Genomic DNA, 24,248 nt, shown 5'->3' on the forward strand with positions numbered 1-24,248 from the left:
CCTAAATCAACCCCATGAAACGCTCAATTCTTATCCATCCCGACCCCCGCCTGAAAAAGGTCTGCGCCCCTGTGACCGACCTGTCGGACGAGCTGCGTCAACTGGCCGATGACATGTTGGAAACCATGTATGACGCCCCCGGCATCGGGCTGGCCGCGCCGCAGATCGGTGTGCTGGATCGGCTGATCGTGATGGATTGCGTCAAGGAAGAAGGCGAGGAACCGCGCCCGCTGATCATGTTCAACCCAGAGATCATCGCATCCTCGGACGAAACCAACGTCTATGAGGAAGGCTGCCTGTCGATCCCCGAGCAATTTGCCGAAGTGACCCGACCCAAAGTCGTCGAGGTGGCGTGGATCGACCGCGATGGCAATGCGCAGCAGGAAACCTTCGATGACCTCTGGGCGACCTGCGTGCAGCATGAGATTGACCATCTGAACGGCAAGCTGTTCATCGACTATCTCAAACCGCTCAAGCGCCAGATGATCACGCGCAAGATGCAAAAGCTAAAGCGTGAAAAGGCGCGCGCATGACGGTCCGTACTTGCCTGCCATGGCCCGACAATCGCTTGCGCACCAAGGCCGAGGCCGTGACCGAGATTACCGACGATATCCGCGCGATCTGGGATGACATGGTGGATACGATGGAGGCGATGCCCGGCGTGGGCCTTGCCGCGCCTCAGATCGGCGTGATGCTGCGGTTGGCGGTCGTGGATGGCTCGACCGAGCGGGGCCGGGCGGTGCGACTGGCAAACCCCGAGATTCTGCACAGCTCGATCGAGATGCGTGAACATGATGAGGCCAGCCCGAACCTGCCCGGTGTCTCGGCCAAGGTGAAACGGCCGCGTGCAGTGACCGTCAAGTTTTTGAACGAACAGGGCATGATCGACCGCCGCGATTTTGTCGGGATCGAGGCCACAAGCGTACAGCACCAGATCGACCATCTGAACGGGCGGATGTATTTCGACCGGCTCAGCAAGGTCAAACGCGACATGCTGCTGCGCAAAGCAAAGAAACTCGCGTAGGCCGGGCTTCAGCCCGGCTCCACCCAAGCACCGGAGCAGATCATGCGTATAGTTTTCATGGGAACGCCCGACTTCTCGGTGCCGGTTTTGGATGCGCTGGTTGAGGCCGGGCACGAGATTGCCGCCGTGTACTGTCAGCCGCCGCGCCCAGCAGGGCGGGGTAAGAAAGACCGCCCGACCCCGGTTCATGCACGGGCCGAGGCGCTGGGCTTGACTGTGCGCCATCCGGTTTCTTTGAAGGCCGAAGAAGAACAATCCGCTTTCGCCGCCCTGCAAGCTGACGTGGCGGTCGTTGTGGCATATGGCTTGCTGTTGCCTCAGCCCATTCTGGATGCACCGCGACATGGGTGTCTGAACATCCATGCCAGCCTGTTACCCCGCTGGCGAGGGGCCGCGCCGATTCACCGTGCGATCATGTCCGGCGATGCACAGACCGGTATCTGTATCATGCAGATGGAGGCAGGGCTGGACACCGGCCCCGTCTTGCTGCGACAGGCTACCGATATCGGAGAGCAGGAAACGACCGACCAACTGCATGACCGGCTTTCTGTGATGGGCGCAGACCTGATCGTTCAGGCGCTGGCCACCCTGCCAGAGCTGACGCCGAACCCGCAACCCAAATACGGCGTGACCTATGCCGCCAAGATCGACAAGTCCGAGGCACGCATCGACTGGACCCGCCCGGCGGTTGAGGTCGATCGCCAGATACGCGGATTGTCACCCTTTCCCGGCGCATGGACTCTGGTTGAAGGCGAGCGGGTCAAACTGCTGGCCTCTTGTTTAGCCGAGGCACAGGGCGCCCCCGGTCAGGTTCTGGACGACGCGCTGTGCGTTGCCTGCGGAGAAGGGGCCGTGAAGCTCCTGCGCTTGCAAAGGGCGGGCAAAGGCGCGCAGGATACAGAGACGTTCCTGCGCGGCTGGCCAATCCCGGCTGGCACGCTGCTGCAATCGGAGTAACACCGTATGTTCATGATCCTGATGGGCACAATCGTGATCGCCGGGATCGTGGGATATCTGTCAGAGAAGACCGGTTTCACGCAGAACGGATATGTCCCTTCGATCATCATATGCATTGGCGGGGCTTTTCTGTTTTATTTCATCCGCATCATGTTCGGCATCAGCTTTGGCGCGCCCGGCCTGAATGCCGTAATCTCATCCATTGGCGCGCTGATCATCGTGCCGACGCATTGGAGGAAATGACATGCCCGTAATCGCTCTGATCGTGATCGGCGCGGCCGCAGGATTTCTGGCCACACGTCTGATGCGGATCGAGGCTGACATTCCAACAACGATGCTCATTGGCATCGTCGGCGCGCTGGTCGGAGGGTTTCTTCTGCGCGCATTGATAACCGTAGCAGGGTGGCTGTCCGGTTTCGTTGGTGCCGTTCTGGGCGCGTTGCTGGTGATCTGGATCTGGCAAAAATATCAGCGCCGCTGATCTGCTTGGCCGCTGTCGGACCAACACACGATACTTGGCGCAGGCTTCGTAGCTAACGACGGGGTGGTCGGCTTTTGTAGACGGGCAATCGCCAGCCAAACAGCAACGATCCAGCTCTGAGAGCCCAACAGACAAGCGCACAAGCGGCCAGCGCTGCAAGGGCGTCGAGTCCTGACCGGGTCGCAAGGACGGCCGTCAGAGCACCGGCAAAGGCGCATGACACGTAAAGCTCGCCCTGCTTCAGGACCAGCGGGACCTCATTGCAGACCACGTCGCGCATCAATCCGCCGAGGCAACCCGTGATGATCCCCATCAAAACGACGATGATACCGGAATGACCCAGTGACAATGCGGCAGCCGTTCCAGCGGCAACCGCAATGGACAGGGCGAAGCTGTCCAGCCAGACCAGCCAGTTATATCTGCTTTCCATAAGGTGCGCCGTGAAGAACACCAGCGCGGCAGCACCCGTTGCGATCAGGATATAATTGGGTTGCCCAACCCAGAAAACAGGGTGCCGGTCCAGCAGCAGATCGCGCACGGTGCCGCCGCCGACCGCGGTTAGACAGGCAATGAACGCAAAGCCCACCAAATCCAATTGCGCCCGGCTTGCAACCAAGGCACCCGTCAACGCGAACACAAAGACCGAGGCATAGTCGAGCAGTGCCAGCCCGCTCACGCCTTTTCCTTCTTCGGCTTGAACGGGGCCATGCCAGCACGGGCCAGTTCGTCTGCCTTTTCGTTCTCGGGGTGACCGGCATGCCCTTTGACCCACTCCCACGTTACATCGTGGCGGGTCTGCGCTTCATCCAGTCGTTGCCACAGATCGACATTCTTGACGGGCTTTTTGTTCGAGGTTTTCCAGCCATTGCGCTTCCATCCGAATATCCAGCCGGTCACCCCGTTCTTTACATAGGCGCTGTCTGTGACGACCGTGATCTTCGAGGCCCGTTCCAGTGTTTCCAGCGCGCTGATCGCGGCCAGCAGTTCCATGCGGTTGTTGGTGGTTTCGGCCTCTCCGCCGTTCAGTTCGCGTTCTTTCAGAACGGTGTCGCCGTCCATCGCGCGCAGCAACACGCCCCACCCGCCGGGACCGGGATTGCCGGAGCAGGCCCCGTCTGTATAGGCAAACAGGTCAGGCATGGGCGAGCACCAGAATGAAGCCGTCGTAAGACCCGGCCAGCCCCGCGCCAACGCCGGTGGTAATCTGGTCGATGGTAAATCCGGCGGCTACGAGGGCTGCTTCGATCTCGGTCTGCGAGAAATAGGTATAGAACCGATCCAGCTCGTCGCGATGTTCCCCCGTGCCGAGTTTCAGGCCGAGGAAGAAAACGCCCTGAGGTTTCAAAGCGCGGTGGATCGCTGTCAAGTGACGTGGAAAATCTTCGCGCGGGGCGTGCAAAAGCGAAAAACTGGCGTAGATGCCGTCATATTCTGAAACCTCGGTCACGTCATCGAACGTGCCGAGATGCGCATCTATGCCATTTTCCCGGGCGTGATCGACAAAGGCCTGTGTTGCGTCCAGCGCGCGAACCCGCAGCCCTTCGCGTTGCAAGAAGGCACTGTCTGAACCGGGGCCAGAGCCGAGGTCCAGAACATAGCCGCCATCTGCAACCGCTTCGGCAAAGGCCATGCGCGCTTCGATCTGTTCGGGGGGCAGGGGGATACTCAGGTATTCTGCAACGCGGGTTGTGTAAGCGTCGATCGTTCTTTTATCGGTCACAGGTATACTCCGACGGCAAGGCAGGCCAAGACAACGGCCGTCAGCAACATGCGCAACCGCATCCACCAGACCGGGGTCAGTCGCCAGTATGAAAACATGGCGTCCAATAAAAGCAACCCGGCAAATCCGTACATCAGATTTGTTCCGGCACTGACCGGGCCGCCGCCTGTCTTGAAGAACGCCCACAGCGCGGGCAGGACCGAAAGCGTGTAACAGGTTGCTGCCTTGCTGCCAGACGTCTTGGTCGCGAACCCCCACAAAACACCTGACATGAAGCTCAGGATGACAGAGCCATAAAACAACTGGACATATGGGCCGACGAACCGAGGCCCCAGCGCTTCTTTACCCCAGTCGTTCAGATCACCGTTCAGATAGGTCAGAGCGCCCCAGATAAACGGGATGAGGTCGGCCAATCCAAGAAACAGCGGCGCTCTTGGTATGCCGCTCATGCGTGTTCCCGCAGCACGCGCGGGACCTTGAACTCGACGTTTTCGACGGCGGTCTCCACCATCTCGACCGTCACGTCATAGTGGTCGCGGAAGGCATCTATCACCTCGTTGACCAGCACTTCGGGGGCCGAGGCGCCTGCGGTGATGGCAATGCTGGAGATCCCCTCCAGCGCGCGCCAGTCGATATCGGTCGCGCGTTGCACAAGCTGGGCATAGTCACACCCGGCGCGCGAGGCGACTTCGACCAGACGCCGGGAATTGGATGAATTGGGAGCACCAACCACGAGCAAGGCGTCGGATTTTGGCGCAACCGCCTTGACCGCTTCCTGCCGGTTGGTCGTCGCATAGCAGATGTCTTCCTTGTGCGGTCCGACAATAGCAGGAAACCGGGCTTGAAGGGCTGCGATAATGTCCTTTGTGTCATCGACCGACAGGGTGGTCTGGGTCACAAAAGCCAGCTTTTCGGGATTGCGAACCTGAACCTTTGCAACATCTTCGACCGTTTCGACCAGCAGCACTTCGCCTGATGGCAGTTGGCCCATGGTCCCAATCGTTTCCGGGTGCCCCTTATGACCGATCATGATCATCTGAAGGCCCGCGTCCGAGTGGCGCTGGGCTTCGACATGGACCTTGGACACCAAGGGGCAGGTCGCGTCCACATAGATCATCTCGCGCTGCGCGGCTGTGGCCGGAACGGATTTTGGCACGCCGTGGGCGGAAAAGATCACTGGCCGGTCATCCGGGCATTCGTCCAGTTCCTCGACAAATACGGCACCCTTGTCGCGCAGCCCGTCGACGACAAATTTGTTATGCACGATCTCGTGGCGCACATAGACCGGTGCGCCCCATTTTTGCAGGGCCATTTCAACGATCTTGATGGCCCGATCGACACCGGCGCAGAACCCGCGCGGCGCGGCAAGGTACAAAGTCAGCGGGGGCTTGTTCATGTCTCGGTCTCCTTAAGGCCACAGGTAAGTCTTTTCCCGGCCTTGGTCCAGACAGGACTGCGTCATTGATCTGACATGAATCAGTGTTAGCCAAAAGGTGTTTTAGCACCTGTTTCTAGTTAAAGAAGCGCGGTCAGGTGTTGAGCCTGACCGCGCCGTTTTCAACTCGGCTGTGAGTGACCGGGTGTTATTGCCCACCGGCCGCAACGCTGCGCGGCTCCATGGGCACCTCACGCGGAGGGCGGCCGATCACGTCGCGCAGGTCCTCCAACTCGATGAAGTTGTCCGCCTGGCGGCGCAGTTCGTCCGAGATCATCGGCGGCTGGCTGCGAATGGTCGAGACGACCGATACACGCACGCCCTGACGTTGCAGGCTGGCAATCAGCGGGCGGAAATCCCCATCGCCCGAAAACAGCACGATATGATCCACGCGCGGTGCCAGTTCCATTGCATCGACGGTCAGTTCGATGTCCATGTTTCCTTTGACTTTCCGACGCCCCATGCTGTCGGTGTATTCCTTTGCCGGTTTTGTCACCATGGTGAAGCCGTTGTAATGCAGCCAGTCAACCAAAGGACGGATCGGCGAATACTCGTCGTTTTCCAAGAGCGCTGTGTAGTAGAAAGCTCTGAGCATTTTACCGCGACGCATGAATTCCTGACGCAGCAGCTTGTAGTCGATATCAAACCCCAGTGCTTTGGCGGCCGCATAAAGATTCGAGCCGTCGATGAACAGCGCTAGCCGTTCGTCTTTATAAAACATAAATAGTTCCTTCCGGTACAAACCAGAGCGCCGAGTGTTACGTGAGTGAGTCTAGGAAATAGGCGGCGCGCTGATACGCCTATAATTAGGGCATTTAATGTGTATCGCAAGTATGCAATTCACCGAATATAGGGAGTAGAATGCGCAAATTTACGTCAAAAGCGGTGATCGCACTGGGCGCAAATCTCAATTTGAGGGATCAAGGGCCCAAGGTGACACTGGAAAAGGCACTTGACGCAATTCCGCGTCAGGGGGTGGTGATTCGCGCCGTCAGCCGCTTTTTTGAGACGCCGTGCTTCCCAGCCGGAGCGGGGCCGGACTATGTCAATGCGGCCGCGCTGATCGAAACCGAAAAGACACCGGCAGAGCTTTTGCATCTGCTGCATGAGGTCGAGCATGACCACGGCCGCCAGCGGATTCAGCGCTGGGGCATGCGGACGCTGGATCTGGATCTGGTGTGCTATGAAGATCAGGTGTTGCCCGATCGTGAGGGTTACGAGCGGTGGAGAACCCTGTCGGCAGAAGATCAAAAGCAACAAGCACCGGATCAGTTGATCCTGCCGCATCCACGTCTTCAGGACCGCGCTTTTGTGCTGGTTCCCATGGCAGATGTCGCCCCGGATTGGCGTCATCCGGTGTTAGGGCGCACCATAGCGGAATTGTTGGCGGACCTTCCTGCCGACGATGTTGCGGCAGTCACCCCAATGTGAACGGTGCATTTGCAGCATTTCCTGCTTGTCAAGGCGGGGATTCGCGCTTAGATAAACCTCTTCCTGACATGGATTCAGTAACGGAGAGCGCCCTATGGCCCGCGTGACGGTTGAAGACTGCGTAGACAAAGTGCCAAACCGGTTCGAGCTGGTGATGCTTGCCGCCCATCGTGCGCGCGAGATTTCCGCTGGTGGCCCGATCACCGTGGACCGCGACAACGACAAGAACCCGGTCGTTTCGCTGCGCGAAATCGCGGATGAAACCCAAAGCGCGGATGAGCTGCGCGAGCGCCTGATCGAAGCCAACCAGACCCAGATCGAGGTTGACGAGCCGGAAGAAGATCAGATGGCTCTGCTGATGGGTGCGGAAACCGATAAGCCTGCGGACGATGACATGTCCGAAGAAAAGCTGCTGCGCGCTCTGATGGAGGCTCAAGGCCAGGGGTAATCCCCTCGAACGAAGGTGCGGACCGGATGATTTCTGCTGACGATCTGATTGCGCTGGTCCGCAACTACAACCCTAAGACAAATGCAGACCGCATCGCCCGAGCTTACGAGTTCGGCATGCAGATGCATGAAGGCCAGTTCCGCCACTCGGGAGAGCCTTACTTTACCCACCCGGTTGCCGTTGCTGCCATCCTGACCGAACAGCGTCTGGATGATGCGACGATCATCACCGCCCTTCTGCATGACACGATCGAGGACACCAAGGCCAATTACGGAAAGGTGTCAGATTTGTTCGGCGATGAGGTCGCCAAACTGGTGGACGGTGTCACCAAGCTGACGAACCTGCAGCTTTCCAGTCGCGAAACCAAACAGGCCGAAAATTTCCGCAAACTGTTCATGGCGATGTCCAAGGACCTGCGGGTTATCCTTGTGAAGCTCGCTGACCGTCTGCACAACATGCGCACGATCAAGGCGATGCGCCCGGAAAAGCAGGTCGTCAAAGCGCGCGAGACGATGGATATCTACGCGCCGCTTGCAGGACGCATGGGGATGCAGTGGATGCGAGAGGAGTTGGAAGACCTCGCATTCCGCGTTCTGAACCCCGAAGGCCGCCAGTCGATCATTCGCCGCTTCATCACATTGCAGCGCGAAACCGGCGACGTGATTCATCGCATCACGGGCGACATGCGGCGCGAGCTGGAAAAGGCCGGGATCGAAGCCGAGGTGTTCGGTCGCGCCAAGAAGCCTTATTCGATCTGGCGCAAGATGCAGGAAAAGGATCAGGGCTTTTCGCGCCTGTCTGATATCTATGGGTTCCGCATCATCACCCAGACCGAAGAAGATTGTTATCGGACGCTGGGTGCAATTCACCAGCGGTGGCGCGCTGTGCCGGGACGGTTCAAGGATTACATCAGCCAGCCGAAATCGAACGGGTATCGCTCGATCCACACAACCGTGTCGGGGCGCGATGGCAAACGGGTCGAGGTTCAGATTCGTACCCGACAGATGCATGATGTGGCAGAAACCGGTGTGGCGGCGCATTGGTCTTATCGCGACGGTGTCCGCTCGGAAAACCCGTTTGCGGTCGATCCGGCGAAATGGATCGCCAACCTGACCGAACAGTTTGACAGCGAAGAGGATCACGAAGATTTCCTCGAAGCGGTTAAGTTGGAGATGTATTCCGACCAGGTGTTCTGCTTCACGCCTAAGGGCGATGTGGTCAAGCTGCCGCGTGGGGCTACGCCGATTGACTTTGCCTATGCGATCCACACCCGGATCGGGTCTGCCTGCGTTGGTGCCAAGGTGGATGGCATCAGGGTTCCGTTGTGGACACGGATCAAGAATGGGCAATCGGTGGATATCATCACCGCCGACGGGCAAACCCCGCAGGTCACGTGGCTTGAGATCGCGGTGACCGGGAAGGCCCGAACCGCCATTCGCCGTGCCCTGCGCGAAGTGGATCGTGAGCGGTTCATCAAGCTGGGCAAGGAGCTGGCGCGGTCCGGCTTTGATCACGTCGGGCGCAAAGCGACCGACAAGGCGCTGGATACAGCCGCCAAACACCTTCGCCTGAAAGACCGGCACGAGTTGCTGGCGCGGCTCGGCAGCGCGGAACTAACCGCCCATGATGTGGTCAGCGCGGTTTACCCGGAATTGACACAGGATGATGGCGACGCGATCCCGCTGCGCCGTGCTGTGATCGGTCTGGAACCCGGGCAGAAATTCGACCGCGCGCCCTGCTGTCAGCCGCTGCCGGGCGAGCGGATCGTGGGCATCACCTATCGCGGGAAAGGCGTGGTGGTCCACGCCATTGATTGCGACCGCCTGACCGAGTTTGAGGGCGAGCCCGACCGCTGGGTTGATCTGCACTGGCATACCGGAACGCACCCGGCTGTTTATGGTGCGACCTTGGACCTGACCATTGGAAATGACGCCGGGGTACTGGGGCGTATTTGCACATTGATCGGCGAGAAAAAGGCCAATATTTCAAACTTGGAATTTGTCGACCGCAAACCGGATTTTTACCGCTTGCTGATCAATGTCGAACTGCGAGATCTGGAGCAATTGCATTCGCTGATGCTGATGCTTGAGGCCGAAAGCGATGTTGCCGCGGTCGAACGCTACAGGGACAGGACCAAAACCGCTATGGCGGCTGGCTAGGAAGGGGTGATCAGGAGTGGTTTTCAAGCGCCGAGATCGACGCTCGCCTGTCCAGATCGCATCCGAATTCGTCTATCCCCGAGGCGGATGGACGCGTGCCTTTCACTACGTCAAACATCGTGTCCGCCGTCTGCCGGATTCGCCTGAGCGTATTGCGCGCGGGATCGGGGCAGGGGTCTTTGCCGCGTTCACACCTTTTTATGGTTTGCACTTTGTCGTGGCCGCGGTGTGTGCGCGTCTGATCAATGGCAACATTCTGGCCGCTTTGAGTGGGACATTCTTTGGCAACCCGCTGACCTATGTTCCGATTGGGGTTGTATGTCTGCAGACCGGACACTTCCTGCTTGGGACCGAGTTTCAGGAAGGCGACACGCAGGGGTTGATGGGCAAATTCGCCAATGCCCTGCGCGACCTGAAGGACAACCTGATCGCCATGTTCACCGACCGTGTCGCGGATTGGCACGGGCTTGGCATCTTCTATCGCGAGGTGTTTTACCCCTATCTGATTGGGGGTATTCTTCCCGGCCTTTTGGCCGGTGCGATTTGTTACTACCTCAGCCTGCCTTTGATCCGCACCTATCAGCAGCGCCGCCGTGCCAAGATCAAGGCAAAGTTCGATGAAATCAAACTGCTGGCCGAAACCAAGGCTGCCGTTCCAGTTTCAAACGCACTAGGCTCGGGCAAAAGTTCGGGAAAGGAATCAGGCGATGTCTGACAATCATCTGCGTCTGGGCGTGAACATCGACCACGTTGCGACCATTCGAAATGCGCGGGGCGGGGCGTATCCCGATCCGATGCGCGCCGCAAAACTGGCAGAGGAAGCTGGCGCCGACGGGATCACCGCTCACTTGCGCGAAGATCGCCGCCACATCGTTGATGCCGATATCGAGGCATTGATGGACGCTCTGACCGTTCCGCTGAACTTTGAAATGGCCGCCACGCCGGAGATGCAGAAAATCGCCCTGCGCCATAAGCCGCACGCCGTCTGTATCGTCCCCGAAAAGCGCGAGGAACGTACCACCGAAGGCGGGCTTGAGGTCGCGCGCGAGGAAAACAAGCTGGCGCATTTCATTGCACCGTTGCGGGACGTCGGTTGCCGCGTGTCCATCTTCATCGCCGCCGACCAGCGCCAGATCGAGGCCGCCCACCGCATTGGCGCAGAAGTGATCGAGCTGCACACCGGAGCTTATTGCGACGCCTTTGCCGAGGGTCACATGGACGAAGCCAACCAAGAGTTGCAAGCCCTGCGCGAGATGTCCGCCTTTGCCCATTCGCTGGGCCTTGAGGTCCACGCGGGCCACGGCCTGACGTATGACACGGTTCAACCCGTGGCTGCTTTCCCCGAGGTTCGGGAATTGAACATCGGCCACTTCCTGATCGGCGAGTCCATCTTCCGCGGCCTCACCCCCGCCATTGCCGAAATGCGCCGGCTGATGGATGAGGCGCGGGGCTAGAAATTCGTGAGAGCTCTATTTGCCAAAAATCACGAGGTCGGCCTGCACCGGGGATGGTTTCTCGGTTATTTGTGGGTGAATTATTTGTCGCTTGGTTGGTTGCGAAGCACTTTTGACTTTGAATGGCCATTCCAAGGGTTTCCAATTGTTGCGGGAATGTTCTTTGCTGCGTTGATGTATGGGTTGGATGCGGGGCGACGCGGGATGCAGTGCGGCCCACCGATCAAAAGCTGGATACTCGCTCGACAAATGGTCCTGACTGCATTCAGCGCAGTGCTTGCTATGGCAGCGTTTCTCTATGTCTTTGACGACTTGAGGTTTCCGGGTCTTAGCTTAGGAGCCTTCATCTGGATCAGCATCAAGCTTTTAGCATTTTTGGCCGCTCTGATCGTCATTTGCCGGTTCTCTTTTATTTTCGGCGTCCAATCCGGCTATTCCGCCTATTTGCGTAAGGAAGAAGGCGGCAAATGATCCTCGGCATCGGCACAGACCTCGCGAATATTGACCGCATTCAGGGCACGCTCGACCGGTTCGGCGACCGGTTCCGCAACCGCGTCTTTACCGAGATTGAACAGCGCAAGGCCGAAAACCGTGCCGACACAGCTGGCACCTATGCAAAACGCTGGGCTGCGAAAGAGGCGTGTTCCAAAGCTTTGGGCACCGGGCTGCGTATGGGGATCGCGTGGAAGGACATGTCGGTTACCAACCTGAAAACCGGCCAGCCTGTGATGCATGTGACGGGTTGGGCGGCCGAGCGTCTGCGCGAGATGACACCTGAAGGCCATGAGGCGATCATCCACGTCACTCTGACCGATGACCACCCGTGGGCGCAGGCGTTTGTGGTGATCGAGGCGCGCGCCATCACGAACGCAGCGGCCAGCCTTGACTAACCCTGCCGCGCCGCGCATGTAGCACCCCAACAAACCAAGGACCGGAGAGCAGTATGGCCGAGGACGTCAAAACCGGAAATCCCGTGTGGGAGACGATCAAAACCATCGTCTACGCGCTGTTGATCGCAGGTGTTTTCCGCACGCTGTTCTTTCAGCCCTTCTGGATTCCGTCGGGCTCGATGAAACAGACCCTGCTGATCGGGGATTTTCTGTTCGTCAACAAGATGGCCTATGGGTACTCCTACGCGTCCTGCCCCAGCCTGATCATTCCCAGCGTTGGCCTGAATATTGACGCCGAAGACATCTGCGGATGGATGCAGGGCGAAGAAAACACGCGCATTTGGGGTGGAGAGCCCCAGCGCGGCGACGTGATCGTGTTTCGCCATCCGGTGAACGGGCGCGACTATATCAAGCGCCTGATCGGTTTGCCGGGTGATCGTATCCAGATCCGCGAGGGGCAGATCATTTTGAATGGCACCCCGGTCCCACAGCAACCCGACGGGGTATTCACCGAAATTTCTGAACCTCAGGGCTCGCAAGGGCTGCGACCACGGTGCGAAAACGGTCCGGTCGGCTTTGGCGGTCTTTGCGAAAAGTCCCGTGTGATTGAGACTTTGCCCAATGGCGTGTCTTACGATGTGCTTAATATCGGCAATCAGGGGTCGGACAATACCGGCATCTACACCGTGCCCGAAGGCCACTATTTCTTTATGGGCGACAACCGTGACAACTCCAGTGACAGCCGTTTGCCGCAATCGGCTGGGGGTGTTGGGTATGTCCCGTATGAAGACCTGATCGGTCGCGCTGACCGCATCATGTTCTCGTCCGCTGGCCGCTCGATGCTATTCTTCTGGACCTGGCGGGGCGATCGGTTCTTCAAGTCGGTCAATTGAAGCTATCGGCTGAAATAAAGGCTTTTCAGCAGCGATTGGGGTACGAGTTCTCGAACCCCGAACTTCTGGTGCGCGCGCTGACTCATGGGTCCGTGTCCTCGCCGACACGACCGGACAACCAGCGGTTGGAGTTTCTGGGCGACCGGGTATTGGGCCTTGTGATGGCGACGGCGCTTTTGGAAAGCGACAAAAAAGCGTCCGAGGGTCAGCTCGCCCCGCGTTTTAACGCCCTTGTCCGAAAAGAGGCCTGCGCAGATGTGGCGCGCCAGATAGATCTGGGCGCGGTGTTGAAACTGGGCCGGTCCGAGATGCTGTCAGGCGGTCGTCGCAAACAGGCCCTGCTGGGGGACGCGATGGAAGCGGTCATTGCCGCCGTATATCGCGATGCCGGTTTCGAGACAGCGGCCGAGGTTATCCTGAGGCTGTGGGGCGACCGGATTCACAATGTCGAAGCGGATGCGCGCGACGCGAAAACCTCGCTACAGGAATGGGCGCAGGCGCGGGGACAGAAACCCCCGTCCTACGTCGAAGTAAAGCGCAGCGGCCCGGATCATGCGCCGGTTTTCACCATTGCAGCCCGCCTTCAGGACGGCACCGAGGCGCAGGCAACCGCCGGGTCAAAACGTCAGGCAGAGCAGGCAGCCGCAAAAGCGCTGCTGGACAGATTGACCTGATGATCAGGGTGCGGGCGGTAGTTTCCCCTGCTCTTGCAGCACCTTCAAGATATTCAGGATCGTTTCCGGGCTGACGTCGAAAGACCCTTCCAGCGCAACGCCAACCCCACCGTCATCAATTTCGACCGTGCCGCCCGAGTCATAGCGCGGGTCGATCGACGACAGTTCCGGCGGCAAAGAAGGACAAATTGGGTTGCGCTTCAGCAGGGTTTCAGCGGCCTTTTCGATGATGCTGCGCGCATCCTGCAAAAATCCCTGTTTCGCGTCGGCGTCGAGGATCGGGGTTTCGAGGGTTAGCTCCAGCCCGGTCAATTCGAAATACACGCATTGGTTTTGCACCCGAACAGAGGCCGCGCCGGAAAATGCGATAGTATTCGCTGCAATACTTTCCTGACGTCTAGGGGGCTGCCCAAGCTGACGATCGCATTGGAACGCTTCCATCGCAATTTGGCCCTGGACATTCACATCTTGTCCTTTGGCGACCACATCAATGCTGTCCAAAGTCGCTTCGGCATTACATAAGTCGGCCAATTCAGTATCCTTCAGGCCCCGTATCAACGAAGCCTGAAGGTCCCGCAGATCCAGAAGAGCATCCACTGAGATACGGGTCGGTGCGACCTCATTCAGTGTCAGGCTCAACCGGTATGGCAATTCGGTGCCATCCGATCCCAGTGCCCGCTCAAAATCGAGCTGCACGTCACGGGCGTTCGCTGGCTGGAAGGCCAGGGCGAAGCCAAGAACAAGGGCAGAAAACCGCGTCATTCCACGACCCCGAACCGTTGGTTTTCCTGCAGCACCGCGAGCAGATCCAACAGCGTTCTTGCACTGGTGTCGACCGACCCGCTGAGTGCAGCACCCACCCCGTCGCTTCCAATTTCCCTGATCCCGCCAGCGGTGAAGCGCGGATACAAGCCTTTCAATTCACCTGGAAGTTCCGGGCAAACGGGGTTTTCCGCCAAGACTTCGGCGCCTTTTTCAAGGATCAACAAGCGGGCCTTTTCCGTGAGCCCGATCATGTCAGACACCGTTCCGACAAACCCCTGCAAGTCCAGATCCACATCTTGCAGACGCAAGTGAAGACAGTTCTGTTTAACCTCGGCCGCGGCTTTGACCACGACATCCACATTTTGTCCAAACAGCAAAACCCCTCGGTAATGCGTTTTGGGATCCTCCGTGTCGCAGGCATAGAATTTGGCCTGAACCTGACCGTCTGCCACCAGCGCGTTTGCCTGGGCTGAGACCTTTGAAACGGCCAATGCAAACTTTTGCTGGCAGGTTTCTTTCAGAATGCTGGAAAACAGCCACGGTGCGAGGTCCTGAAGCGAGCGAAGATCCAAAAACGCATCTATTCCCAACCGGGTTTCGCCTGTGTCTTTCAGAGTAACGAAAAGGGTGTAGGGTAGGTCTTTGTCCTTGACCTGCACGGTTTCAGCGATGCGAAATTTCACCTCTTTAGCCTGTGCCAGCCCTGCGGCCATAGTCAGAGAACAAAGCAGCACAGCAAAGATTATGCCTGTCCTGCTCCTGATGCCGGTAAAAGCTGAAAACACGTTTTCCACCTGAATAATACAGTTTCACGCTAACAGAGTTTCGGGCCTGCCGTTGGCCTTTTTTCGTCTGCGCAATTTAAGCGAAGGTCCGGGGCGGCTGCGCATGGCTGTCTTGCAACAAATGCCTCTGGCCCATTGGGTCTTTCTGATATAGGGGTGCGCACTTGCAAACAGGATCGCAGGACACATGACCACACGCGCCGGATTTATCGCTCTGATCGGAGAGCCCAACGCAGGCAAATCCACCCTTCTGAATCGAATGGTCGGGGCCAAGGTCTCGATCGTGACGCACAAGGTTCAGACCACGCGGGCCCGTATTCGTGGCGTTGCGATGGAAGGGGACGCGCAGCTTGTGTTCGTGGACACACCCGGCCTGTTCAAACCGCGTCGCCGTCTGGACCGTGCCATGGTTGCCGCCGCGTGGGGTGGGGCCGCAGATGCCGATGTCGTCGTTCTGATGGTCGAGGCCCATCGCGGCATCACAGAAGGGGTCGAGCGTATCCTGGAAGGGCTGGAAGAGATCGGGCAAGGCCGCACCATCGCACTGGCGATCAACAAGATCGACAAGGTGCCCAGTGAAAAGCTGCTGGCGCTGACCAGCGATCTGAACGCGCGCTATCCCTTCGCCGAAACTTTCATGATCTCGGCCGAGAAAGGCCACGGCGTTGACGACTTGCGCAAATGGCTGGCGGCAGAGTTGCCCGAGGGCCCGTGGCTCTATCCCGAGGATCAGATTGCCGATCTGCCGCTTCGGATGATTGCGGCCGAGATGACCCGCGAGAAACTGACGCTGCGCCTGCATCAGGAACTGCCCTATCAATTGACCGTCGAGACCGAGAACTGGGAAGAGCGCAAGGACGGCTCGGCCAAGATTGATCAGGTCATCTATGTCATGCGCGACGGCCACAAAGGGATCGTTCTGGGCAAACGCGGCGAGACGATCAAGGCAGTCAGTCAAGCGGCGCGCGCCGAACTGGAAGAGTTCCTTGACCGGAAAATCCACCTGTTCCTGCAAGTCAAAGTCCGACCGAACTGGCTGGAAGAGTCTGAGCGGTATTCGGAAATGGGGCTGGATTTCAAAGACGGAAACGCATGACCCGACTGACCGCAGATTTCTGGGTTCACGCCTATATCGCGCGGCTGCGGCTTCAGGATATTCCGGCTTTTGTCGTGGCCCATGGCGACGATACGGCGGGCGCCGTACTGGTCAAGATGAACACGCTGGATGGTCAGGCAGTGGCATTCCAACGCAGCTTTGACCTGATGAGCGGTGAGCGCAAATGGGTGGAATTATCCAGTGGTGCGGAGACAGACGTGGACCACGCCATTCAGCGCCAACGCAGTTTTGACCCCGATCTTTGGGTGATCGAGGTTGAAGACCGGCAAGGACGGCATCTTTTGGGTGAGGACGGGCTGGAGTGATGATCCAGCAGGGCGCGACGCAATTCGGGCCCCTCGCATCGACGAATCCAAGCGCAAAACGTCATGACACCGGGGTGCCCACGTCTGATACCCTTGCACACTACACCAGCTTGGGATTTGCTGCGCACAGCACAATCTTCCACAGGATCAAAACTTGGACTGGCGCGATCATGGCATCCTTCTGACGTCTCGCAAACATGGCGAAACCTCAGCGATCATCGAGGTCTTTACCGAAGCCCACGGTCGTCATGCCGGGGTTGTTCGCGGTGGGGCCAGCCGCAAGATATCTCCGATCCTGCAATCGGGGGCACAGGTGGATGTGCTCTGGCGGGCCCGGCTAGAGGAACATCTAGGCACGTTTCAGGTTGAACCCCTGCGGTCCCGCGCAGCGGCGGCGTTCTCTGGTCGGCTGGCGCTGTCTGGTCTGAACGCGGTGGTGGCGTTGCTGTCCTTCAGCCTGCCCGAGCGTGAGCCGCATCCGGGGGTCTATAAGCAAACCGAACAGTTGATGGACCTGCTGGGCCACGATGAGATTTGGCCACTGGCCTACCTGCGGTGGGAACTGGCGTTGCTTGAGGAACTGGGTTTTGGCCTCGACTTGTCAGCCTGTGCTGTGACCGGCGCGACCGAGGGGCTGATCTTTGTCTCGCCGAAAACCGGCCGCGCGGTCAGTGGGCAAGGCGCGGGGGAATGGGCTGACCGGCTGCTCCCATTGCCGCCGTGTCTGAAGGGAGAAGGAACAGCCCCGGATACTGAGATTGCGCAGGGCTTGCGGACCACAGGTTACTTTCTGGAGCATCATCTGGCCCCTTCACTTGGTCATAACCCTCTGCCCGAGGCGCGGGCCCGTTTCGTGGATCAGTTTACTCGGCGGCTTTGAACACCATTTCATGCCCGTCGTCATTGCGCAGGATCAGGACATCGCCGGACACTTCGGACTGGGTCATGGCCAGCAGCGCCGCAAAGTAGAACCCTTCGGCCTCAAGCCCGGCGCAGGCCGCGCGCGTGGCCGTCAGGTCGGTGATTTCAAACCAAGGGTAAGGCGCGTTCAGCGTGCCGCTGTAGCTGTTGCAGGGGGCATTGCCTGCGATCTTGCCGTCTTCGGGGAACCTCAGCAGGGCGCTTGCCGGAAAGCGTTCACCGTCGATTTCCTGCAGCACCCAAGTCTGGTCGGCAGCGCCATAGGCGGCCACCGTTTCGTCCTTGTCGCATTGCAATAGTGCCAGTAGGGGAAAGGCAAAGACGAGGCGTATCATGCCGGTATCCTTATCAATACGGTATTGCGCCGTTCAACAGCTCTTCGCGAACCTCGCTACGAGGTCGCCAGTTATACCGTGTGTCTTCGCGGACGGGGGCCCAGAACAACGCACCACTGTTTCGCCAGGGGTCAAGAATGACACCGTCATACATCGAGGCACCTTTGGCGCTGATCAGGGCCGAGTGGTGGATGATACGAAACGACGTTGGCGGCGATGTGGCCCAATGCACGTCCAGCGTCCGAAAATCCTCCTGCCGCAGACGTGCGGACATGGCTTCGGCCCAGTCATTGCACAATCCTCGCTCCCGAAACCCGTTGATGACCTTGGCGTTGTGAATGATCGCCGGGTCCGTGACATTCCAGTCCCGCGCCAATTGCTGCGAATACGTGTATGAAATGCGGGCAGCCTCTTGCGCCTCGGCGGGATCGACGCTTGGGTCAAGATCCGTAATGGCCGCGGCAAGCGTGTCGATTTCGGTCTGACCGGCGCTGGGTTGCGTGGTCGTGCAGCCGCCAAGCGCAAGGGTCAGGAAGGTCGCGCCAAGTACCAGTAAAGATCGGATCATTCTGATTTTCGCATTTGGAACTGTTTGAACGTCTTGGCTGCTGTATCGTCGTTTTGTCAGGATTCATAGAACGAACTGAGCGACCGGCCAAAGGCAGCCGTCGCCTGCCGACAAAAAAGACCCGGCGCGAACGCCGGGTCAAGTTGGGGAAACAGGGTTGCCAAAAATGTCAGCTCAGCAAACGCCGAGCGATCACTTGTGCCTGAATTTCGGCCGCCCCCTCAAAAATGTTTAGAATCCGTGCGTCACACAGGACGCGGCTGATCTTGTATTCCAGCGCAAAGCCGTTGCCGCCGTGGATCTGCAAGCCGTTGTCAGCGGCGGCCCACGCAACACGGGCGCCCAACAGCTTGGCCATGCCAGCCTCAAGGTCGCAGCGTTGGCCGTGATCTTTCTCCCACGCGCTGAAATAGGTCAGCTGACGCGCAATCATGATCTCGACCGCCATCATCGCCAGCTTGCCCGAGACGCGCGGGAAGTTGATCAGCGATTTGCCGAACTGTTTGCGGTCCTGCGCGTATTGCGTGGCGATATCCAGCGCGCTTTGCGCTACACCGATGGCGCGGGCAGCGGTCTGGATGCGGGCGGATTCGAACGTCTCCATCAACTGTTTGAAGCCCTTGCCCTCTTCGCCGCCCAACAGGTTTTCACCTTTGACTTTGAAGCCATCAAAACCAAGCTCGTATTCTTTCATGCCGCGATAGCCCAGAACCTCGATCTCGCCGCCGGTCATGCCTTCGGTGGGGAAGGGATTCTCGTCGGTGCCCGGCGTCTTCTCGGCCAGGAACATCGACAGGCCACGGTGGTCGGTGGTGTCTGGGTTGGTGCGGGCCAGCAGGGTCATAACATGAGTGCGCGCCGCGTGCGTGATCCAGGTCTTGTTGCCGGTGATCTCGTAATTGCCATCCTCGGTCTTGGTTGCGCGGGTGCGCAGGCTGCCAAGGTCCGATCCGGTGTTGGGTTCGGTGAAAACGGCGGTCGGCAGGATCTCGGCGCTGGCGATCTTAGGCAGCCATTGGGCCTTCTGTTCGTCGGTGCCCCCAGCGATGATCAACTCGGCGGCAATCTCGGACCGCGTGCCCAGCGAACCGACGCCAATGTAACCGCGCGAGAGTTCCTCGGACACCACACACATCGAGGCTTTGGACAGACCGAACCCGCCAAACTCTTCGGGGATGGTCAGACCAAAGACGCCCATTTCGGCCAGCTCTTCGATGATCTCGATCGGGATCAACTCATCCTTCAGGTGCCAGTCATGGGCGTTGGGTTCCACTTTTTCCTGCGCATAGCGGCGGAACTGGTCGCGGATCATTTCGAGTTCTTCGTCCAGACCGGACGCGCCGAACATCGTGGCGCCGGCCTGATCTTCCATCAGTTCAACCAGACGGCTGCGCGCGGCCTGAGAATTGGCCTGCGCCATCAGTGTCTGGATTTCGGGGATTTGAAAACCTGACAGCGCGTCCCAGCCAAGACCCATATCCTGCAGGCGAACGACCTCGCCCTGGTTCATCGGGATGCCACCAGCGACCTGATGCAGGTACTCACCGAAGGCGATCTGATGTAGCAACTGCTCGATTTCGCCAAACTTGCCATCGGCGTCCAGTGCTTCGGCCCAGCGTTGCATTTGCTGCAGGGATTGCTGGTATGTCGCAAGCCAAGCCAGCCCATGTGCCGCGGTTTGGTTCGCTTCGATCAGCGCGCCAGATACACGATCCTCTTCGGTTACCATCGCCCGGACCGACTCGCGCGCGCGCTCGAACACCGCTTCGACAGCGGGCACGGCGGAGCGGGTCAGAGTCAGAAGGTCGGGCAAAATCGCGGATGTCGTCATCTGGGTCATATCCTGTCCGTCATGGGCCATGAATCACGTCCTTTTCTGGGTCGTATGGTCTTACCATGCTGCACGTGCAGCGCAACAAAAATACGAATTACGCTACGAAAAAGTTCAAAAATTGCTTGAGCATTTTTGCAATGCAGAGAAACTCAAGGATGGTATCACAGTGCCATGACGTTGTTTTCCGCCCTCTCTTCGCAGGAGTTGCTGCTCGCCTTCGGCGTCGCATTCCTTGCGGGTTGGATCAAAGGCATGGTCGGGTTTGCGATGCCAATGATCCTGGTCTCCGGGCTGAGTATGATATTGCCGCCTGATCTGGCCATTGCCGGGTTGATATTGCCAACGCTGGTGACGAACGGTTTTCAGGCGCTTCGTGAAGGGGTGCCTGCAGCCAGTGATGCCATCCGGCAGTTTCGGGTTTACCTGAGCGTCGGCCTGGTTTTTCTGCTTTGGGGTGCGCAACTGGTCAGCATTGTCCCGGCGCGGACGTTTCTCTTGATAATTGGTATTCCGGTAACCTTTTTCGCCTTGATTCAGGTCTTGGGTTTGAAGCTGACCCTCGAAAAACCCTCAACCCGGATCGAGGCGGGTATTGGATCCGTTGCCGGGTTTGTCGGCGGATTGTCCGGGGTTTGGGGACCGCCCACCGTTCTTTACCTGACTGCGCTTAACACGCCGAAAGCCGTGCAGATGCGGGTTCAGGGCGTGATCTATAGTTTGGGTGCCATTGCACTGTTGGCGGCGCATCTGGGGTCGGGCATCTTCAATTCCCAGACGGCTCCGTTTTCGGCGGCTTTGGTACTGCCTGCACTGATCGGAATGTGGATTGGTTTGCGGCTTCAGTCGCGCATTGACCAGGCGCGGTTTAAAAAGGTCACGTTGCTTGTCTTGCTGATTGCCGGATTGAACCTGCTGCGGCGCGGCATGTTTGGCTAGGGGCGGCTGTCCGCAAAGCGAAACGCGAAATACAACCCCAACATCAGGAAGAACAGGCCCGAGATATCGCCGATCAGGTAGGCGACATATTCCACGCGCGCGCTGCCGAAGGCCATGTTGGTCAGCCCCGATACGAGGAATGAGGTAATGATACCAACGCCCATGATGCAGGACCAGCAGGGTTTGCGGTCAGCGCGCGGGAACAAATCCCAACCCACCCATTTCAATAGGTAAAATACCGCGGGAACAGTGGTTACAGCAATTGCGATAGCCATAAGGCGGCTGGGCAGGAATACGTCAGAGCCACCCAGAAACGCGAACACGATAAATACGCCGGGAAGCAGCGCGTAGATCGAACGCCAGCCAAGCAGCCACGCCGACAGAACGCGCACCCCGTGCGGCAGAAACAAAAGGCTGGCCCGGCTGGGGTATTCGGGAAAGAAAACATTCTGCAGCGGCATCAGAACCTCGAACGTGAGGAAGGATGCTACGACATAAGCCAGCGATGCGTAGAATGTGTCAGAGGCCCATTTTTGCACGACGATCAACCACCATCGTGCAGGCTGTGGCCATCATCTGGGTGCATGAACGATATACCGACCCCGGTTCGCGCTGCCGCTTTGCGAAAGATAGCCTTTCTGCACCAGCGATTTCAGCGCGCGGAAAAATGTGGGGCGCGAAACACTTTGAACCAGCGTATGTTCGATCAGGCCGAATGTGCGGACTTCCTGATCGGCCTTCGAGAGTTCCTCGGCCGCGTAATAGATGTCGCGTTCCACCGGAGAGAGTTGTTCCAGCCCCAGCGTGCGCTCCATGCTCTGCATCAGCTTGCGCAGTTCGGTCAGTTTCGAGATTTCCGTCATGATCTTACCTGTTCCTTGCCTGTGTCATCCGCCATGCAATTTCAGCGGGTCGAAACGTGCGCAGTATTCAGCGAGTCTCGTATTGACACTCATCCCCTGATTTCTAAACTTATCTTCCGATTGGGTTGCTCAGTTCGCGTGTTTGTGAGTGTACGCTTGAGCCACCACTATGTTTTTTTCACTTTCCGCCCGGTGCCAAAGCGCCGGGCTTTTTCGTCACAATGACACGTAGAGTTACCGTAATCCTCAAAACCGAGCAACGCATTTGTATGCGCTTACAGCGTAATACAACTTTTAAGAGATTACGATTCTGTGAGTCCCGCCAAAAGAAAAGGGGGCGAAAATCGCCCCCTGTCTGATTATCCGATTGCGACGGCTTTGATGTCCTCGTCGATAAACGGTAGGTATTGTTCAAAGTTTTCGGCGAACATCTGGACCAGTTTCTCGGCCTGCTTGTCGAACGCGGCCTGATCGTCCCAGGTGCGCCGTGGGTCCAGCAGAACTTCGGCAACGCCGGGGACCGATACGGGAACATCAAAGCCGAAATTGGCGTCCTTGCGGAACTCGGCGTCGCGCAGCGAGCCTTCAAGCGCGGCGGTCAGCAAGGCGCGGGTTGCGCGGATGGGCATCCGGCTGCCAACGCCATAGGCGCCGCCGGTCCAGCCCGTATTCACCAGCCAGCAGGTCGCGCCGTGCTGGGCGATCTTGTCGCGTAGCAGGTTCCCGTATTCTTCCGGGCGACGCGGCATGAACGGTGCGCCGAAACAGGTCGAGAAGGTGGGCTGGGGCTCGGTAATACCGCGCTCGGTCCCTGCGACTTTCGAGGTGAATCCCGACAGGAAGTGGTACATCGCCTGCGCCGGGGTCAGCCGCGCGATCGGAGGCAGCACGCCGAACGCATCACAGGTCAGCATGATGATGTTCTTGGGGTGGCCACCCAGCGCGCTGCTGGACGCGTTCGAGATGTACTCCAGCGGATAGGCGCAGCGCATGTTCGCGGTCAGCGAGTCGTCCTCGAAATCCAGTTCCTTGGTTTCGGGATCAAAGACCATGTTCTCGATCACGGTGCCGAATTTGCTGGTGGTCGCGTAGATTTCCGGCTCGGCCTCGGCGTTCAGGTTAATCGTCTTGGCATAGCAGCCGCCTTCGAAATTAAAGGTGCCGCGGTCCGACCAGCCATGCTCGTCGTCCCCGATCAGGGTGCGCGACGGATCGGCAGACAGCGTGGTCTTGCCAGTGCCTGACAAGCCGAAGAACACCGCCGTATCCACCGGGTTGCCAACGGCGTGGTTGGCCGAACAGTGCATCGGCATGACGCCTTTTTCGGGCAGCATGTAGTTCAGCAGGGTAAAGACGGATTTTTTGTTCTCGCCTGCATATTCGGTACCGCCGATCAGGATCAGCTTGCGGTCGAAGTTCAGCGCGATCACGGTCTCGGACCGGCAGCCGTGTTTCTTCGGGTCGGCCTGGAAGCTGGGGCAGTTGATGATGGTGAAGTCTGCGGTGAACTCGTCCAGATCCTCGCGATCTGGGCGGCGCAGCAGGTGACGGATGAACAGGTTGTGCCACGCCAGCTCGGTGACCATGCGCACGTTGATCGAGTAGGCCGGGTCTGCCCCGCCAACGAGGTCCTGCACGAAATAGTCGCGACCTTTCATGTGGGCCAGCATGTCGTCGTACAATGCGTCGAACCCTTCGGGGCTCATTTCCGCGTTGTTTTCCCACCAGATGCTGTCGGCAACGCTGTCAGTCTTGACGACGTGCTTGTCCTTGGGCGACCGGCCGGTGAATTTGCCGGTGGTGACCAGAAAGGCCCCGCCATTGCCAAGGGTGCCTTCGCCGCGCTTCAGCGCCTCTTCGATCAGCGCCGGTTCCATGAAGTTGTAATAGACATTGCCCAGACCCTCGATGCCCTGATCTTCGAGGCGGAATTGCGGGTTAACCCGTCCAGATGTCATGTGTGTCTTCTCCTGTGGCGGCGCGAAGGCTTTGGGCCGGGTGCGCTCTTGGGGCAATTTACCGGATCGTTCCGGCGGACAGCCGGGTCTTATCACGGTCGTTTGGGGCATGAACAGGACGGTTTGGCGCAGTTAGCGCAACCAAGTTCAGGTTTAGCGCCATCACGAATTTCCTGTCGGAAATCAGGGCGCTTTTCTGGCAACATTAACGGCTTTTTTGCCGCAACTGTGTGACAACAAACGCACGATTCGCAGATACGGATTGATTCGCGGCCTTAAAAACGCCAGAAATACC

32 protein-coding genes are annotated in these 24,248 nt (G+C 58.5%); 18 read left to right on the plus strand and 14 right to left on the minus strand.

Annotated elements, in window-relative coordinates; genetic code table 11:
* Positions 1–14 precede the first annotated feature (14 nt).
* Genes def (ACR0MS_RS15375) through ACR0MS_RS15395 form a run of 5 tightly spaced genes read left to right on the plus strand, consistent with a single transcriptional unit; the run spans position 15 to position 2,462 of the window.
* Positions 15–533 carry a peptide deformylase gene (gene def / locus ACR0MS_RS15375; protein ID WP_171125297.1) on the plus strand — a complete coding sequence of 173 codons (519 nt, stop codon included), beginning with the start codon at positions 15–17 and terminating at the stop codon, positions 531–533.
* Positions 530–1,024 carry a peptide deformylase gene (def, locus tag ACR0MS_RS15380; protein ID WP_480574862.1) on the plus strand — a complete coding sequence of 165 codons (495 nt, stop codon included), beginning with the start codon at positions 530–532 and terminating at the stop codon, positions 1,022–1,024. Before def (ACR0MS_RS15375) ends, def (ACR0MS_RS15380) begins: the two co-directional genes overlap by 4 nt.
* A gap of 42 nt (positions 1,025–1,066) precedes the next feature.
* The gene (gene fmt, locus ACR0MS_RS15385) at positions 1,067–1,981 is read left to right on the plus strand and encodes a methionyl-tRNA formyltransferase (RefSeq protein WP_480574859.1); all 915 of its coding nucleotides are present in this window, start codon (positions 1,067–1,069) and stop codon (positions 1,979–1,981) included.
* Between the two features lie 6 nt (positions 1,982–1,987).
* On the plus strand, positions 1,988–2,224 hold the full coding sequence (locus ACR0MS_RS15390; protein WP_480574855.1) for a hypothetical protein: 237 nt from the start codon (positions 1,988–1,990) through the stop codon (positions 2,222–2,224).
* A 1-nt stretch (position 2,225) separates the two neighbouring features.
* The gene (locus tag ACR0MS_RS15395) at positions 2,226–2,462 is read left to right on the plus strand and encodes a GlsB/YeaQ/YmgE family stress response membrane protein (protein ID WP_480574852.1); all 237 of its coding nucleotides are present in this window, start codon (positions 2,226–2,228) and stop codon (positions 2,460–2,462) included.
* Positions 2,463–2,514: 52 nt separating this feature from the next.
* On the opposite strand, the gene ACR0MS_RS15400 is transcribed toward ACR0MS_RS15395, so the two are convergent.
* From ACR0MS_RS15400 to ACR0MS_RS15425, 6 genes are all read right to left on the minus strand, one after another.
* On the minus strand, positions 2,515–3,138 hold the full coding sequence (locus ACR0MS_RS15400; protein WP_480574849.1) for a trimeric intracellular cation channel family protein: 624 nt from the start codon (positions 3,136–3,138) through the stop codon (positions 2,515–2,517).
* Positions 3,135–3,602, minus strand: a complete 468-nt coding sequence (gene rnhA, locus ACR0MS_RS15405; RefSeq protein ID WP_480574846.1) for a ribonuclease HI — start codon at positions 3,600–3,602, stop codon at positions 3,135–3,137. The genes ACR0MS_RS15400 and rnhA overlap by 4 nt, the downstream gene beginning before the upstream one ends.
* Entirely contained in the window at positions 3,595–4,182 is a 588-nt protein-coding gene (locus tag ACR0MS_RS15410) for a class I SAM-dependent DNA methyltransferase (RefSeq protein WP_480574843.1), read from the minus strand. Before ACR0MS_RS15410 ends, rnhA begins: the two co-directional genes overlap by 8 nt.
* Positions 4,179–4,631, minus strand: coding sequence for a DUF3429 domain-containing protein (locus tag ACR0MS_RS15415; protein WP_480574840.1), 453 nt, complete (start codon positions 4,629–4,631; stop codon positions 4,179–4,181). The genes ACR0MS_RS15410 and ACR0MS_RS15415 overlap by 4 nt, the downstream gene beginning before the upstream one ends.
* Positions 4,628–5,578, minus strand: a complete 951-nt coding sequence (gene ispH, locus ACR0MS_RS15420) for a 4-hydroxy-3-methylbut-2-enyl diphosphate reductase (protein WP_480574837.1) — start codon at positions 5,576–5,578, stop codon at positions 4,628–4,630. The genes ACR0MS_RS15415 and ispH overlap by 4 nt, the downstream gene beginning before the upstream one ends.
* Positions 5,579–5,765: 187 nt before the next feature.
* Positions 5,766–6,338, minus strand: a complete 573-nt coding sequence (locus tag ACR0MS_RS15425) for a LabA-like NYN domain-containing protein (protein ID WP_239344490.1) — start codon at positions 6,336–6,338, stop codon at positions 5,766–5,768.
* 140 nt (positions 6,339–6,478) lie between these two features.
* On the opposite strand from ACR0MS_RS15425, the gene folK reads away from it, so the two are divergent.
* From folK to rnc, 9 genes are all read left to right on the plus strand, one after another.
* Positions 6,479–7,048 (plus strand): 2-amino-4-hydroxy-6-hydroxymethyldihydropteridine diphosphokinase, encoded by a 570-nt coding sequence (gene folK, locus ACR0MS_RS15430; protein ID WP_480574833.1) that lies wholly within the window; start codon positions 6,479–6,481, stop codon positions 7,046–7,048.
* Between the two features lie 94 nt (positions 7,049–7,142).
* The gene (gene rpoZ / locus ACR0MS_RS15435) at positions 7,143–7,496 is read left to right on the plus strand and encodes a DNA-directed RNA polymerase subunit omega (RefSeq protein ID WP_142639234.1); all 354 of its coding nucleotides are present in this window, start codon (positions 7,143–7,145) and stop codon (positions 7,494–7,496) included.
* 26 nt (positions 7,497–7,522) lie between these two features.
* Positions 7,523–9,655: a RelA/SpoT family protein gene (locus ACR0MS_RS15440; RefSeq protein ID WP_480574830.1), complete on the plus strand. Its 2,133-nt coding sequence runs from the start codon at positions 7,523–7,525 to the stop codon at positions 9,653–9,655.
* 16 nt (positions 9,656–9,671) lie between these two features.
* Positions 9,672–10,370, plus strand: coding sequence for a DUF2062 domain-containing protein (locus ACR0MS_RS15445; RefSeq protein WP_480574827.1), 699 nt, complete (start codon positions 9,672–9,674; stop codon positions 10,368–10,370).
* Positions 10,363–11,109, plus strand: coding sequence for a pyridoxine 5'-phosphate synthase (locus ACR0MS_RS15450; protein ID WP_480574824.1), 747 nt, complete (start codon positions 10,363–10,365; stop codon positions 11,107–11,109). The genes ACR0MS_RS15445 and ACR0MS_RS15450 overlap by 8 nt, the downstream gene beginning before the upstream one ends.
* Before the next feature lie 6 nt (positions 11,110–11,115).
* Positions 11,116–11,580, plus strand: a complete 465-nt coding sequence (locus tag ACR0MS_RS15455) for a hypothetical protein (protein ID WP_480574821.1) — start codon at positions 11,116–11,118, stop codon at positions 11,578–11,580.
* The gene (gene acpS, locus ACR0MS_RS15460) at positions 11,577–11,999 is read left to right on the plus strand and encodes a holo-ACP synthase (RefSeq protein WP_480574818.1); all 423 of its coding nucleotides are present in this window, start codon (positions 11,577–11,579) and stop codon (positions 11,997–11,999) included. The genes ACR0MS_RS15455 and acpS overlap by 4 nt, the downstream gene beginning before the upstream one ends.
* 53 nt (positions 12,000–12,052) lie before the next feature.
* Positions 12,053–12,892, plus strand: a complete 840-nt coding sequence (lepB, locus tag ACR0MS_RS15465) for a signal peptidase I (protein ID WP_480574815.1) — start codon at positions 12,053–12,055, stop codon at positions 12,890–12,892.
* On the plus strand, positions 12,889–13,566 hold the full coding sequence (gene rnc / locus ACR0MS_RS15470) for a ribonuclease III (RefSeq protein WP_480574813.1): 678 nt from the start codon (positions 12,889–12,891) through the stop codon (positions 13,564–13,566). Before lepB ends, rnc begins: the two co-directional genes overlap by 4 nt.
* Positions 13,567–13,569: 3 nt before the next feature.
* Here rnc and ACR0MS_RS15475 read toward each other — a convergent pair whose 3' ends face one another.
* Both ACR0MS_RS15475 and ACR0MS_RS15480 read right to left on the minus strand, forming a co-directional pair.
* Positions 13,570–14,328, minus strand: a complete 759-nt coding sequence (locus tag ACR0MS_RS15475) for a hypothetical protein (protein ID WP_480574810.1) — start codon at positions 14,326–14,328, stop codon at positions 13,570–13,572.
* Positions 14,325–15,014, minus strand: coding sequence for a hypothetical protein (locus tag ACR0MS_RS15480; protein ID WP_480574807.1), 690 nt, complete (start codon positions 15,012–15,014; stop codon positions 14,325–14,327). The genes ACR0MS_RS15475 and ACR0MS_RS15480 overlap by 4 nt, the downstream gene beginning before the upstream one ends.
* A gap of 289 nt (positions 15,015–15,303) precedes the next feature.
* Between ACR0MS_RS15480 and era the strand changes: the two genes are divergently transcribed.
* The 3 genes from era (at position 15,304) to recO (ending at position 17,418) form a co-directional block, all read left to right on the plus strand.
* A complete protein-coding gene (gene era / locus ACR0MS_RS15485; protein ID WP_420586268.1) occupies positions 15,304–16,212 on the plus strand; it encodes a GTPase Era in 909 nt (302 codons plus the stop codon).
* Complete coding sequence (locus tag ACR0MS_RS15490) at positions 16,209–16,538, plus strand: DUF1491 family protein (protein ID WP_480574804.1); 330 nt, start codon at positions 16,209–16,211, stop codon at positions 16,536–16,538. Before era ends, ACR0MS_RS15490 begins: the two co-directional genes overlap by 4 nt.
* A 154-nt stretch (positions 16,539–16,692) precedes the next feature.
* Positions 16,693–17,418 carry a DNA repair protein RecO gene (gene recO / locus ACR0MS_RS15495; protein ID WP_480574800.1) on the plus strand — a complete coding sequence of 242 codons (726 nt, stop codon included), beginning with the start codon at positions 16,693–16,695 and terminating at the stop codon, positions 17,416–17,418.
* Here recO and ACR0MS_RS15500 read toward each other — a convergent pair.
* The 3 genes from ACR0MS_RS15500 to ACR0MS_RS15510 all read right to left on the minus strand — a co-directional run bounded on the left by ACR0MS_RS15500 (position 17,402) and on the right by ACR0MS_RS15510 (position 20,223).
* Positions 17,402–17,794, minus strand: a complete 393-nt coding sequence (locus tag ACR0MS_RS15500; protein WP_480574797.1) for an META domain-containing protein — start codon at positions 17,792–17,794, stop codon at positions 17,402–17,404. The two genes, recO and ACR0MS_RS15500, sit on opposite strands and share 17 nt — an antisense overlap.
* 13 nt (positions 17,795–17,807) lie before the next feature.
* A complete protein-coding gene (locus ACR0MS_RS15505; protein ID WP_480574794.1) occupies positions 17,808–18,362 on the minus strand; it encodes a hypothetical protein in 555 nt (184 codons plus the stop codon).
* Positions 18,363–18,531: 169 nt separating this feature from the next.
* The gene (locus tag ACR0MS_RS15510; protein WP_480574791.1) at positions 18,532–20,223 is read right to left on the minus strand and encodes an acyl-CoA dehydrogenase family protein; all 1,692 of its coding nucleotides are present in this window, start codon (positions 20,221–20,223) and stop codon (positions 18,532–18,534) included.
* Positions 20,224–20,367: 144 nt separating this feature from the next.
* On the opposite strand from ACR0MS_RS15510, the gene ACR0MS_RS15515 reads away from it, so the two are divergent.
* Positions 20,368–21,132: a sulfite exporter TauE/SafE family protein gene (locus ACR0MS_RS15515; protein ID WP_480574788.1), complete on the plus strand. Its 765-nt coding sequence runs from the start codon at positions 20,368–20,370 to the stop codon at positions 21,130–21,132.
* Here ACR0MS_RS15515 and ACR0MS_RS15520 read toward each other — a convergent pair.
* From ACR0MS_RS15520 to ACR0MS_RS15530, 3 genes are all read right to left on the minus strand, one after another.
* The gene (locus ACR0MS_RS15520; protein WP_480574785.1) at positions 21,129–21,671 is read right to left on the minus strand and encodes a hypothetical protein; all 543 of its coding nucleotides are present in this window, start codon (positions 21,669–21,671) and stop codon (positions 21,129–21,131) included. The two genes, ACR0MS_RS15515 and ACR0MS_RS15520, sit on opposite strands and share 4 nt — an antisense overlap.
* A gap of 33 nt (positions 21,672–21,704) precedes the next feature.
* The gene (locus ACR0MS_RS15525) at positions 21,705–21,995 is read right to left on the minus strand and encodes a hypothetical protein (RefSeq protein ID WP_171125248.1); all 291 of its coding nucleotides are present in this window, start codon (positions 21,993–21,995) and stop codon (positions 21,705–21,707) included.
* A 359-nt stretch (positions 21,996–22,354) separates the two neighbouring features.
* Positions 22,355–23,953 (minus strand): phosphoenolpyruvate carboxykinase, encoded by a 1,599-nt coding sequence (locus ACR0MS_RS15530; RefSeq protein WP_480574782.1) that lies wholly within the window; start codon positions 23,951–23,953, stop codon positions 22,355–22,357.
* Positions 23,954–24,248 lie beyond the last annotated feature (295 nt).

It is taken from the genome of Ruegeria sp. CJ2, from assembly GCF_056536745.1.

Coding starts and splice junctions, on each gene's coding strand:
- def (WP_171125297.1), top strand. CDS start 15: ATGAAACGCTCAATTCTTATCCATCCCGACCCCCGCCTGAAAAAGGTC.
- def (WP_480574862.1), top strand. CDS start 530: ATGACGGTCCGTACTTGCCTGCCATGGCCCGACAATCGCTTGCGCACC.
- fmt (WP_480574859.1), top strand. CDS start 1,067: ATGCGTATAGTTTTCATGGGAACGCCCGACTTCTCGGTGCCGGTTTTG.
- ACR0MS_RS15390 (WP_480574855.1), top strand. CDS start 1,988: ATGTTCATGATCCTGATGGGCACAATCGTGATCGCCGGGATCGTGGGA.
- ACR0MS_RS15395 (WP_480574852.1), top strand. CDS start 2,226: ATGCCCGTAATCGCTCTGATCGTGATCGGCGCGGCCGCAGGATTTCTG.
- rnhA (WP_480574846.1), bottom strand. CDS start 3,602: ATGCCTGACCTGTTTGCCTATACAGACGGGGCCTGCTCCGGCAATCCC.
- ACR0MS_RS15415 (WP_480574840.1), bottom strand. CDS start 4,631: ATGAGCGGCATACCAAGAGCGCCGCTGTTTCTTGGATTGGCCGACCTC.
- ispH (WP_480574837.1), bottom strand. CDS start 5,578: ATGAACAAGCCCCCGCTGACTTTGTACCTTGCCGCGCCGCGCGGGTTC.
- ACR0MS_RS15425 (WP_239344490.1), bottom strand. CDS start 6,338: ATGTTTTATAAAGACGAACGGCTAGCGCTGTTCATCGACGGCTCGAAT.
- folK (WP_480574833.1), top strand. CDS start 6,479: ATGCGCAAATTTACGTCAAAAGCGGTGATCGCACTGGGCGCAAATCTC.
- rpoZ (WP_142639234.1), top strand. CDS start 7,143: ATGGCCCGCGTGACGGTTGAAGACTGCGTAGACAAAGTGCCAAACCGG.
- ACR0MS_RS15440 (WP_480574830.1), top strand. CDS start 7,523: ATGATTTCTGCTGACGATCTGATTGCGCTGGTCCGCAACTACAACCCT.
- ACR0MS_RS15450 (WP_480574824.1), top strand. CDS start 10,363: ATGTCTGACAATCATCTGCGTCTGGGCGTGAACATCGACCACGTTGCG.
- acpS (WP_480574818.1), top strand. CDS start 11,577: ATGATCCTCGGCATCGGCACAGACCTCGCGAATATTGACCGCATTCAG.
- lepB (WP_480574815.1), top strand. CDS start 12,053: ATGGCCGAGGACGTCAAAACCGGAAATCCCGTGTGGGAGACGATCAAA.
- ACR0MS_RS15475 (WP_480574810.1), bottom strand. CDS start 14,328: ATGACGCGGTTTTCTGCCCTTGTTCTTGGCTTCGCCCTGGCCTTCCAG.
- era (WP_420586268.1), top strand. CDS start 15,304: ATGACCACACGCGCCGGATTTATCGCTCTGATCGGAGAGCCCAACGCA.
- ACR0MS_RS15490 (WP_480574804.1), top strand. CDS start 16,209: ATGACCCGACTGACCGCAGATTTCTGGGTTCACGCCTATATCGCGCGG.
- ACR0MS_RS15500 (WP_480574797.1), bottom strand. CDS start 17,794: ATGATACGCCTCGTCTTTGCCTTTCCCCTACTGGCACTATTGCAATGC.
- ACR0MS_RS15505 (WP_480574794.1), bottom strand. CDS start 18,362: ATGATCCGATCTTTACTGGTACTTGGCGCGACCTTCCTGACCCTTGCG.
- ACR0MS_RS15510 (WP_480574791.1), bottom strand. CDS start 20,223: ATGGCCCATGACGGACAGGATATGACCCAGATGACGACATCCGCGATT.
- ACR0MS_RS15515 (WP_480574788.1), top strand. CDS start 20,368: ATGACGTTGTTTTCCGCCCTCTCTTCGCAGGAGTTGCTGCTCGCCTTC.
- ACR0MS_RS15525 (WP_171125248.1), bottom strand. CDS start 21,995: ATGACGGAAATCTCGAAACTGACCGAACTGCGCAAGCTGATGCAGAGC.
- ACR0MS_RS15530 (WP_480574782.1), bottom strand. CDS start 23,953: ATGACATCTGGACGGGTTAACCCGCAATTCCGCCTCGAAGATCAGGGC.